The organism is Kitasatospora sp. NPDC048715 (assembly GCF_043198905.1).
GTDB lineage: Bacteria > Actinomycetota > Actinomycetes > Streptomycetales > Streptomycetaceae > Kitasatospora > Kitasatospora lactacystinica.
In genome coordinates, this window is the sequence record NZ_JBICVH010000007.1 from 240,500 (window position 1) to 252,819 (window position 12,320).

The following is a 12,320-nucleotide window of genomic DNA, read 5'->3' on the forward strand; positions in this document are numbered from 1 at the left end:
TCCACCACCTCCCCCTCCATAGATTGCTTCCCGTGGCACCGTCGTACGGGACGTCGACCCCTGCAGGGCTGTGACCAGAGCCAAGGTCAACGGCCCCCACAGCAGGATTCGCCGGTCCTCAACAGAGCCCCGTCCAAGGTTCTCGCCGAACACAGGCGGCGGGAACGCCCCGAAGGCCGCCCCCGCCACCGTCAGGCACGCCGACCACGTCGGCTCAGCACTGCACGACGTAGCCCTTCTCCAGTCCGAGATCGAGACGCTCCTCGTCCGACTGCCCGTCCCTCTGGACGGCCACTCGGTACTCGCCCTGGAGATTCCTCGGGATGGCGGCGGTGTAGATGATGCGCTGGGCACCGGCCAGACTGATCGAGTACACCTGACGGACGGGGAAGTTCTTTCCCTGACAAGACAGATGGTCGATCGTCTCACCGCTGGCCATCACCCGCACCGCCCACCACGGATCTTCCTGGCGGTTGAACAGCCCGGAGTCCCCGAAGAGGTCGACGCCGGGGAGCCGCTTCTCGGCAATCTGCTTCTCCGTCTTACATCTCCCGGCCGTGACGATCTCCGATGCAACACAGAGATCGCCGGTCTTCTCCGCCTGCCAGATCAGCTCCGGATCGTACCCGCCGTCGTACTCGATCACAGTGAACCGGTCACCCGCCGGTGCCGTCCCGTCCGCCTTCGCCGTACGAAGGATCAGCTTCTTGAAGCTCTCCGGGAACGCGTGCTCTGCCGCGGCCGTCGATGCGGCCCCGCCCGCGGCAGTCGGCCCGTCGCCCCCCGACGCCCCGGTGCACGCACTGACGCCGCACAGCACGCCCACGAGGACAGCACAGAACATCGCAGAGCGTCCCGTCACGTCGCTCACCTCCCTTGCTCAAAACCGTTTCTCTTACTCATACCGCAATCTCAGTGACGCATCATCCCTTGCCACCCACGGTCATCTCGGGTGGGGAATCGAAGACAACACGGTTCCAACTGAGCATCTCGTAAGTCGCCCATTCCTTCGTTGTCACACTGCCGTCCGCGTGATAGTAGGTCGTCCGATAGCTCCATTTTCGGAAGGTCGGCGAAAACCCGTACTCCTGCCCTCTCTTGGCCGTCACACTCCGTGTTTCGGTACTGGTGTCCGCTTCGGTCGTCGCCTCGGACGTTTGGTTGCTGTCCTCTGTGGACTCGTTCCAGTTGATCTCGCCCTCGATTTTGAGGACGTCATAGACATCCATCGATCCGGCGATCTTGCGCCCCTCCGACTTGCTGACCTTGCTCGCAAGCTGTTTGGTCCACTGCTTGGTTATTGTTCTGCTATCAGTGAGCTGCATCGGTCCGTCCGCATCCGCTATTTTGACTCCGGCCCCGATGTTCTTGTTGATGTAGTCCTCATAGGTGCTCGTCGTCGAGGTCGCGAGGACATCGGTGCCACCGTCGGGCCGGTCCTTGCTCACGTCGTAGGCGCGGTCCGGCTTCGGCTTCTTGTTGTTCCTAGGCGAGCCCAACGGCGGCGAGCCGTTGAGGTACTCCTCCAACCCCTGCTGCCGGGTCGCCTCTCCGGCCTTGTTGTCCGCAACAATCCTGTCGTAATTCGGTCCCTTCCAGTCCTTCTCCTCAGTGAGCTTGGTGCCCATGCTGCTGCACTTGGCGAAGCCGCTCGCGCACTCCTCCCATGCCATGCCCGTGGGGTCGGTCTTGTTGACCGGACTGTTGTTGCTGTATGCGTAGGCGTTCCACTGCTGCGGGTCCTCGGGGAGGAGCAGCGGGTCGGGGTTGAGGAAGCGGCCGGTGCCCGGCTGGTACTGGCGGGCGCCGAGGTTGGTGAATCCGGTGGTGTCGTCCTTCAGACCGCCGACGAAGCCCTTGTCGCCGGCCCAGGAGTTGGCCGCGCCTGAGCCGCGCAGGACGCCGAAGGGGTCGGTCCAGCGGCGGGTCTCGGTGCTGGTGGCCGAATCGATGGACAGCGTGCCGGTGTTGTGGTGGTCGGAGAACTGGTAGGTCAGCTTGGTCGGCCCCTGGCGCACAAGGGTGACGCCTCCGGGGAGGATGTAGTAGCGGGTACCGGTGCTGGTCTTGCTGCCGATGTCGTAGACGAGTTCGTCTCCGCCGCCGAGGTTGACCGTGACCTTGCCCGGGTTGCGGCGGATCAGCTGGTTTCCGTCCGCGTCGTAGAGGTAGCTGGTGGTGGCGGTGCCCTGCTTCATCGAGGCGAGCTTGCCCTCGGCGTCCCAGGTCAGGTCCGCCCCGTTGGCCCCGTCCAGGGCGGTCCAGGTGGGGGTGCTCCACTTGGAGACCCAGCCCGGCGCGTAGACGATGAACTTTCCGTCGTCCTGGACGACCGCGAAGTACTTGCTGCCCGCCCCGATCCAGGTCTGCGAGGACCACAGCGGGACTCGCTGCGGGTCGTAGACCACGAAGTTGCCGTCGTCCTGCATGGTCGCCCAGGCACCCGGGTGGTTCTGGGTGTTGCTCGACCAGGTCACCAGGCCGGTCCGCAGCGAGGTCAGCACCAGGTTGCCGTCGGCCTGCATGGTCAGCTGGGTGGAGTTCGAGCGCACCGACTCCCCGGAGTTGAGCACGAAACCCGCGCCCAGGGTCTTGTTGGCGCCCGGGTTGGCGATCTTCGTGGTGTTCCCGGCCGCGTCGTACTGGTTGGCGCCCGGGGTACTGCCGTTGTTCGGGAAGGTGGACTTCACCGTCGTCGGTGCGTGCGGACCGCCGGTGCCGCCGCCCGTGCCGACCGCGGTGGTCGGCGTATTGCGGGTACCCGGGGCCGGGAAAACCTGGTCGATCGTCAGGTCCTTCGAGACGTCACCGGTCGGGTTGTGCATGACCAGCTTCGTCCGGTTGCCGACGGCGTCGTAGGTGTAGTCCTGCCAGTACGCCGCGCCGCCACCCACCGTCGTCTTCGCCGGAGCCACCGCGCCGCTGGTCGGCGTCGCGTTGGCGCAGGCACCCTGCCCGGCGAGCGACGGGGTCGGCTGCTCCAAGCGGCCGGTGTCCGACCAGGCCGAGGTGATCCGGCCCAGGTAGTCGTGGGTGAAGCACTGGAGGTCGGTCGCGGCCGGGTTGTTGTTCGGGATCGTCCGGATCGCGGTGATCTGGCCCGCCGGGTCGTACGCGTAGGTGGTGTTCTGGACGGTGCCGGTGCCACTGGTCTGCTTGTCGATGTACTGGGTCAGCAGGCGTCCGGTCGGCTCGTCGTACGTGTTCGTCGCGACGATCTGAGAAGCCCACGAGTTCATCGTGGTACGGATGTTACGCCCGTAGGCGTCCCAGTCCGCCTGCCGCAGGTAGGTGATGCCCGCGCCGCTGATGTCGTTGAGCTTTCCGTACATCTCGTAGTTGTAGTTGATCGACTCCTGCGCCAGGTCACCCGCCGCGGCGCGCCCGTCGGCGACGATGGCGCCGGTGACCGGGTTGTAGGCCGCTGTGTAGTCGAAGGTTGCCTGACCGGTCTTGCCGATCTCGCTTCCGGGAATGGACACAGTCGTCTTCGTCGGATGGTAGGCGGCGTCGAACTCAGCAACGGACTTGCTGTAGGCCGCCGGACCACTCGCACCACCGACGTAGCGGGTCGAGGAACTGGTCTGACCCTTCGCCACGGTGTCGTAGGTGTAGCCCGTCAGCTGGTTCGCCGGGTCCACCGTGCCGGTGTACGTACCCGTCTTGCGGCCGAGCAGGTCGTACGTGATCGCGATCGTCTGCCCACGCGCGTCCGTCGTGGTCGCGACCCGACTCCCCGCGTCATACGTGCGGGTCGAGACACCGGAATCCGGGTCGTCGCTCTTCACCAGGCGACCGCGCTGGTCGTAGGCGAGACTCCAGGCGTTCCCGGCCGCGTCCACGCGGGTCGCCGGCTGGCCACCCGGGTTGTAGGTGTACTTGGAGACGTCGGCATCGGCCGGGTTCCCGGTCGCAGTCGGCGTCCGGTACTGCCACAGCTGGGCGGTACGGCCGCGGGCATCAGTGACGGTGCTGGTGGCGGTCGCACCGGTCGGCGGTGACACGTCGACCCGGTCCGCCCCCGGGTAAGCCGTGGTGGTCGTGGTCTGCAACTTGCCGAAAGCGACGAACTGTGTGCTGACCGGACGCCCCAGGCCGTCGCGCTGGATCGTGCTCAGATTGGGCACCTTCGCACCCTCGGGGATCCACCGGGTGGTGTTCGGAGCGGTGGTCTCCTCGTAGTAGGTGTCGTACTTGCCGTTGACCCGACCCTGCGAGTCGTAGAACGTATCCGTGATCAGCCGACCGTGGTAGGCAGAGACCGCCGGCTCGTCCTGGGTCTGCACCGAGCGGCCCAGACCGTCCGTGATCTGCACCGCCTTTCCATAGGTCTTGCCGTCCGAGCGCAGCGAGTTCGTCGCTATGGTGGACGGCGACGACGTGCCATTGACGGCGTAGTCGTAGGTGGCGTTGGCGTTGGCCGACGTGTCCTGCCCCGGTGCCCAGACGGCCTTCAGTCGGCCCAGCCCGTCGTAGGTCTTGGTCACCGTCCTACCGTTGGGGTCGCTCATGGTGAGCGCCAGACCTCGGGCCGGGTTCAACGTGACCGTGGTCGTGCGGGGGATACCCGCGTCCGGCGAGCCGGCCGGGGCCGGGGTGCCGGTGGCCACCTTGGTGGGCAGCTCACCCGGGCTCGCCGGGCTGTACGCGGTCGTCGTGGTCACACCGCCCGGGTTGGCGCTGTCCGAGACCGTCGGGTCGGTGGCGGCCGTGGTGCGACCGTACGCGTCGTAGCGGGCGGTCGCCTTGGTGATGAACTGGGCGGCACCATTGGAGTCGTAATGGTCCAGTACCTGAGTGCCGGTAATCTCGCCCTTGGCTCCGGCGGCGCCGAAGTCCTGGTCGTCATAGAGCGTGCGGGTGCCGGACACCGTGTTCGCCGACGACACATCCGCCGTGCAGGCATTGACACCGGAGATCACCAACGCCTCGGAGACCAGACTGGTCACCTGCCGACTCGCCGGAGCCGCGTAGCGGTAGCGCGTGCACACGTCCGGCGTGCCGTCTGCCGTACTCAGCGAGGTCGTGAGTCGGTTGTTGTTTCCCGGGTCGCTCGTGGTCACGGTCGACGTGGTGCGAGTACCAGTCGTGGTCACCGCTGTCGTGGCTGAGGTGACCGTGGTCGCCTGGTACCTGGACACCAGGTCCGGCAGGGCGGTCCGCTTGTGCGTGGCCTTCACCACCGGGGCCCCGTACGAGTTCACCGTGTACGAGAGCGGCGAAGCCGTGTCGGCAGAGGCGTCCGCATAGCTGTCCGTCTCCAGGATCTGACCGAACAGCCAGTCGGAGTCGGCCCGTCCACCGCTCTTCACGCCCGCGACGGAGGCGGCCTTGGCCTTGCCGTCCGCCTTGTAGTCGCCGTCCATGCCCTGGTAGTAGCTGGTCGTCGACTTCGACTGCGGCCCGTCCTTGCCCGAGCCGGTCACCACGGTCACGCTCGCGTAGCCCCGGAACTGGTCCCAGGTGCGGTAGTCGGACTCGGTCAGCGGGTTGTCGTTGCGGTGCCACGCGGCAGGGCCATACGTGTAGGAGGCAACCGTCGGCACCGCACCGGTGATCAGCCTGCTGTTCGGATCGGCGGTAACCACCTCCACCGGGTAGCGCAGGAACCAGTCGTCCACCGTGGCCTGCACGCCGGTGTCGAACCACTTCACCGGGAAACAGCTCTTGTCATTGTTGTCCGCCGAGGCCGGCATGTTCCCGGCCGTGCGCGAGCAGGACCCCTTGCGGTACGAGACCATGATCGTGCCGCCGGTCTCGGTGGTGATCACCGCCAGTCGCGGTCGGTTGTAGCGCGGTCGTGCAGGCACCAGGCCATCGACCCGGTTGGGCAGCAGCTCGTCGGCGAAGGTCATCTCCGGCAGCGTCTGCTCGGCCTGGTTGTCGGCGGTGTCCTTACCCGTGCGCTTCACCGACTGAAGCCAGGCGACCGGGGCGTTGTCGGTCGCGTTCTGCGGCGTCTTGAACACGTGCTTCAGATCGTAGCGGTCCACCGGACGGTACGAACCGCCCGAACGGATCGACGTCGTGATCCCGTTCAGCCACTTCGTCGACCAGTACGTCGGGGCGAAGTTGGTGCACGTCCCAGCCTCCGGGCACTGCTTGTCCAGCGGGGCGTCCGGCCAGTTCACCGCGTTCGCCACGGTGCGCTGCGAAGGGTCGCAGGCCGCCGCACCTGCCACGCAGCGTTCCCCCGACTCGAAGTCGATCTTCGCAGCCGCCTGATAGGCACCTCCAACGGAAAGCTGGTCGGAGAGCAGCTGCCCGTAGGTGATCGACAGGAGCACACCGCCACGGGTGTACGCGGTGTTCGTACCCTTCCCGCCATTCTGGGCTCCACCGCGCGCGTACACGTTGGTCTCGGGCGTGTAGGCATAGGTAGTCAGGTTGCCGTGTCGGTCCACCACGTAGTCGAGGTTCCATCGCCACGCCGTCTGGCACCACGAGCCCTTGCCCTTGGCCGCGTCGTAGCACGGGTCGCCCGCGTTCGGCGAGTACACCGGCACCGTCCAGACCGACTTGCTCTCCGACCCCACCTTACTGGGTGAACCATCGGCTGCTGGAAGCTGGTTGAGGCCGAAGTAGTAGGCCACCCCCCCAGTGTCGGTCACCTTCAGGTACGAGCCGTTCCAGGTGCCGTTGTTGGCACCAGTCAGGAACTCGATCTTCGTGCCGTCGTCGTTCTTCAGGTGCCAGGTACATTTCGACTGCTCGTCAGCAGCGCTGCCGACGACGCAGGCGTCGTCCGGAACCAGCTCACCCGAGTGGCCGCCCAACGAGAGCGTCAGGTTCGCACCACCCCAGCACTGGTCACCCGAACCAGGAATGCCGGCTTTGTCGCACGGCCGGTAGCCACGCTCGACGAACCCCGAACTCAGGTCCCAGCCGTCACCGATCCACGACGCCTGCGCGTTCGTCGACGCCGTCTTCCCGTCCACCGAGGCCGAGTCGTACCCCAGCGACAGCGAAGGAGCAGAGCCACCCAGAGCCGACGGAACCACTATCGGATAGCTGTACGTGAACGACCCCGACCCGCTGCCTGCTGCCCATGCCTGGCTCGGCGACAGCGACGTCGCGCTGTAGGTACCGGTCCCGCTGGACGGAGTACTGTCGAGCGCCAAGACCACCTTCGCAGAGGCGGCCGCCGATGCCAACGCGCCCGCGGACTTGGCCTGATCCCGTCGCTCCGAGAGCGAGCTGGCAGCGGTGGAAGCGGGCAGGTCGATATCCGCCACCAGACGCTTGGCCTGCTCGTCGTAGTGCGAGGCAACCGGCGTACGCGCCTGGCAACCCGCAGCGTCCGATGTCGTCAGCGCGCACTCCGACAGAACCGCCAGCCGGGCCCGGTGTGCGAAATCACCGCCAACTCCCATCGCGCCCAGGTCAAGCCCGACCCGGACCGTCCCCGGCTCCGTCCCGTCGCCGCTCCGCGACAGCTCCACGAGCGTAGCCGACGCCCCCGCATCGGACGTGGAGCCCGGCGCGGCGGCAAGCTTCACCTGCACAGGCGCGGCGGCGATGGCGCCGTCGCCGGAACGGGCAACCGGAGCCAACCAGACTGGCAGGTCGCCGACCTGTTTCGACGCGCCAACAACAGGTTCCAGCCCATCCGCCGCCTCAACGTTCCGACCGACTGCCGCATCCAGGGTCACCACCGCTGTTCCACGCTTCGGCTGCGTCAGAGTCTTCGGTGGCATCCAGTTCGGTGAACCGGTGTTCGCTGAGAACGGCTTGGGCTTGTCCGTCGCCCCGGGAACCGAGGCCGTCCGCAACAGTGGCGTGTTCGGCGGCGACCAGATCTTGCCCTTGCCTGCCGCTCCGCTCGGATCCACCTCCGGCGTGCGCCGTTCCAGATATTCGTCACATATCGCCGTCGCCACCGCAGTCGGCGTCGCCCTGGCGCTGACGTCGGTCACGCCGCTCGCCTTCGCCGACAGCCCTCCGACCACCGTCGGCGCCCCGTCCGCCGGCCCTTCCGCCATCCCACCGGACCTCGCGGCGAAGATGGCCGCCGTCGATGCGAAGCGCGCCGACGAGAGGCCGTTGATCAGCCCGACCGACAAGGCGATCGCCGAGGCGAAGCGAACCGGAAGGCCGGTCCCCGTACCGGAATTGACCGATGAGGTCAGCGAGACCGTCGCCACGGCAGCGGGTCACCTCAAGCGCACCGAGCACGTCGATCCCCAGCGGGTGAAACAGAACGGAACCTGGGCACCGCTCGACGGCACCCTCGTCCCGGACGGGCAGGGCGGCTACCGCCCGAGGACCGCCCTGTCCGGGGTGCGCCTCTCCGGCGGCGGTCAGGGTCCGCTCGGCACCCTCACCAGCGCGGACGGCGAGACGCTCACCATCGACTCGCCGTTCCCGCTCACCAAGCCGTCGCTCGACTCGGGCGGCGAGGTGCTGCTCTACCCCGAGGTCGCCCCCGGGGTCGACCTCAAGGTGACCGTCTCCAAGTTCGGCGGGCTCTCCACCGTCCTGGTTGTCAAGACCGCGGAGGCGGCGAAGAACCCGGCGCTGAAGAAGGTCCGATTCGGCACCAAGGGCACGGGCGTCACCGTCCGGGCCGACAGGGCCGGCAACCTCACCGCCGAGACCGTCGACGGTAAGCCCCGATGGCACGCGCCCACCCCGCGGCTGTGGGACAGTTCGGCCGCCCCGGCTGTGGCCGCCAAGTCGGCCCAGGCCTCGAACGGTTCTGCTGTCGACGCCCCGCTGTCGGAGTCCGGGCGCCGCAGCACCTCCGACGGTCCCGGCGCCGGCGCCACGGTCGCCGACATGCCGGTCACGGTCACGGGCGACGCCGTCGAGCTGACCACCGACGACTCAGTACTCGGCAAGGGCCAGGGTCCCTGGTTCATCGATCCGGCCTGGATCCCGGACCTCAACGGGTCCAACGCCTGGACCTGGACCCAGTCCGGCTATCCGGACACGGCCAACATCGGGCGGACGATCAGCAACACCAACGACCCGTACGCTCGTCCCGGGGTCGGCTATCAGGGATACCGGACCACCAAGGGCATCGAACGCTCGTACTATCAGTTCGACACCCACTGGTACCGGGGCGCGATCATCAACAAGGCGATCATGTCGATGTGGGAGACGGAGTCCTCAGCCTACTCCTGCACCGACAAGTACACCGTGGACCTCTACGCCACCGGTCCGATCAGCAACCAGACCACCTGGAACAACCCACCCGGCATCGTGGGCGGCCGGCTCGCCGAGGCCTCAGTGCCCGGCGCAGGCCGCCAAGGTTGCGGCGACAAGTACCAGTTCGGCTACGACGTGACCTGGGCCTACCAGACCTACGCCACGAGCAACGACACGATGACCTTCGGGGTGTTCGCCCGCAACGAGTCCGACGCGGCGGCATTCAAGCGGCTCGACTACGGCGCCGCCGTAGAGATCGAGTACGACCGCGTTCCCAACGTGCCGACCGACACGTACGCCTCCCCCGCGCCCACCACGGCCGTGCCGTGGGCGGAGAACCAGGGCTGCAACAGCAACGCGATCGGCTGGATGAACTCGGCGTCCGGCTTCAACGGCTCCGTCACCCTCAACGCGACGGTCAGCAGCCAGGTCCAGCAGTCGCTCTACGGCTGGATGGGAATCTGGGACTACGCCGACACCAACCGCGCCGACAGCGGCCAGACCCCTTTGACGGCCAACGGCGGCGTGGCCGCGTTCCAGGTCAAGCAGGGCCTGCTCCAGGACGGCCACGTGTACGGCTGGGACGCCATGGCCACCGACGGACTGGTCCAGCGGTCCGCCGGGACCCCGGCCTGCCGCTTCGGCGTCGACCTGACCCCTCCGACCATCTCCGTCCCGAACGTCGACACCCTGCTGCCCGAGGGCCAACTGGAGTACACGTTCCCGCCCTCCGGGAACGGTCAGGTGACGAAGAAGCACCTCGACCAGCAGGGCGTGGTGCCGTTCACCGCGACCGACCCGGCCCCGGGCGGCAACGCCTCCGGCGTCGTCTGCGCCCGCTGGTCCTGGGATCCCCAGCTCGCCGGCGCCGGATGGGTCTGCGGCAACGACTACCCCACGAACGGCATCGTCGTCACTCCGGGCCGTTGGGGCACCAACATCCTGTACATGCAGGTGATGGACAACGCGCGCAACGTCTCGCCGGTCGCGCAGTACTCCTTCTACGTGCCGTGGAACCCGGACGGCCCGCCGCCGGTCTTCGGTGACGTCACCGGCGACGGCGCCCCCGACATCCTGCAGCCCGATCAGGCCGGCTACCTGCGAGCCTTCAACGCGCCGGGCAACTCGAAGGTCCGCGCCCCTGCGGTGGCAGCCGTCGCCACCCCGGCCGACGCGCCCGGCGGCAAGGGCTGGAGCGGCATCCAGATCACCCACCGCGGCACGCTCAGCGGCGGCAACAACATCGACGACGTGTTCGCCCACGCACCCGGCGACGCGCTGCTGCGGCTCTACCAGAACCCCGGGAACACCGGTGTCTACGGGCGTGTCGACAACTCGGTGTCGATCGCCAAGCCGAAGTGCGTCCCGACCGCGTCCGAGGACTGCGCCTGGCTGAAGGCCTCCGGGTACAACGCCACCGACTGGTCCGGCACACTGCGGATCGCCGCCCTCGGCGACCCGGTCACCACCGACCTCGACCCCAAGCTGGGCTTCAAGAACAAGACCGGCCTGCTCACCGTCGAGAGCACCAACAACGGCGCCGACGCGGCTCTCTGGTACTACCCGGCCACCAACGCCAACACCCTGGGCAAGCCCGTCCAGCTGGCCGCGTCCGGGTGGAAGGACAAGGAGCTGATCACCCCCGGCGACTGGGCCAAGCAGGGCCACCCGGGCCTGTGGGCACGCAATTTCGCGACCGCCGCCGACGGGGCCAAGGACGACATCCTCGCCTACACCTTCAACACCGGCACCGTCACCGCCATCGACAACCAGGGCGCCCCGATCACCGACAGCAGCGGCAAACCGCTGCTGGTCCCGACGCTGACCCAGATGGTGCCCGTCGGCACCCGGATCGGCTGGGTCTCCACCGACGCCTACCCGACCCTCGGCTCGGACGGCGACCTCACCGGCAACGGAAACGCCGGCCTCTGGGGCCGGAAGGCCGACGGTTCCCTGGAGGTCTGGTGGGGCCGCCCCACCACCCCCGGCAACCCGTCGGCCGGCTACACCTGGCTGGCCGGTGGCACCCCGATCGGGAACACCTCGGTCGCCCCCCAGTGGTGGGCGCTCGACGGCACGGGTGACAGCAGCAGCACCAACACGCTGTACAAGAACGGCGGCGACCCCAAGGTCACCTATCCGACCGGCGCCGCGCTCACCACCGACCACAATCGCGCGGCAAACAAGGCGACCGTCTTCGACGGCGCGACCGTCTACCGCACCACCGCGCCGGCCGGCTCCGGTGCCACATCCCCCGGTCTGGACGCCACCCAGAGCTACAGCGTCTCGGCCTGGGTGAAGCTCAACAACACCGACAGCTACCAGACCGCGGTCTCGCTCACCGGCAACCAGGCCAGCCCGTTCTACCTGCAGTACTCGAAGGCCTACAACAACTGGGCCTTCGTCCTGCCGAGCAGCGACTCGGTCACCGCGCCCGAGTACTACGCCGCGTACGACAGGAGCGGCGGCACCGCCGCGACGGTCGGGCAGTGGACTCACCTGACCGGCACCTACAACGCCGCGGCCGGCATGGCCACCCTGTACGTCAACGGCCTCGCCGTCGGATCCGCCAAGGTGGGCACCGCGTGGAAGCCGCCGGCCGGCAGCCTCAACGTCGGCGGTACCACGTTCAACGGCAAGTCGCCCAGCGACCACGTCAACGGCGCGATCAGCGACGTGCGGGTCTACCCGTACGCCCTGACCGATCCCCAGGCGAACACCGTCGCCACCTCTCAGTCCATTGTCCACATCCGAAGCGCGGTCGACTCGCACAAGTGCCTGGACAATTGGGGCAGCACCGCGGGCTCCCCGGTGGTGATCTACGACTGCTGGAACGGTGACAAGCAGCACTTCCTGACCACCCGGGACAATCAGCTCAAGACCGTGCCGAACGGGCTCTGCCTGGGCACCCGGGACGCCACTGTCATCGACGGCACCCCGGTCGTGTCGCAGGCGTGCACCAACTCCGGCGCCCAGACGTGGATCCGCCGCTACGACGGCGCGCTCTACAACCCGGCGTCGAACAAGTGCCTGGAGCTGCCCGCGTCCAACACCCAGAACGCCGGCCCACTGGGTGTCCGGCAGTGCGCCGACCAGGCGAACCAGCACTGGATCATCGACAACCAGACCCCCGCGGGCGTGTAGCCCGCCCGGTCGACGGTCGATCAGCG

General features: G+C 67.8%; 3 protein-coding genes. 1 reads left to right on the forward strand and 2 read right to left on the reverse strand.

Going from position 1 to position 12,320, the window contains the following annotated elements; translation table 11 throughout:
- Positions 1–214: 214 nt before the first annotated feature.
- Together ACGFSC_RS16210 and ACGFSC_RS16215 are read right to left on the reverse strand one after the other, a co-directional pair.
- Positions 215–871: a hypothetical protein gene (locus tag ACGFSC_RS16210; protein ID WP_359897662.1), complete on the reverse strand. Its 657-nt coding sequence runs from the start codon at positions 869–871 to the stop codon at positions 215–217.
- Between the two features lie 52 nt (positions 872–923).
- The gene (locus ACGFSC_RS16215; RefSeq protein ID WP_359897661.1) at positions 924–8,144 is read right to left on the reverse strand and encodes an RHS repeat-associated core domain-containing protein; all 7,221 of its coding nucleotides are present in this window, start codon (positions 8,142–8,144) and stop codon (positions 924–926) included.
- Here ACGFSC_RS16215 and ACGFSC_RS16220 point away from each other — a divergent pair.
- Positions 8,113–12,294 carry a LamG-like jellyroll fold domain-containing protein gene (locus tag ACGFSC_RS16220; protein ID WP_359897660.1) on the forward strand — a complete coding sequence of 1,394 codons (4,182 nt, stop codon included), beginning with the start codon at positions 8,113–8,115 and terminating at the stop codon, positions 12,292–12,294. The genes ACGFSC_RS16215 and ACGFSC_RS16220 overlap by 32 nt on opposite strands.
- The last annotated feature ends 26 nt before the right edge of the window (positions 12,295–12,320 follow it).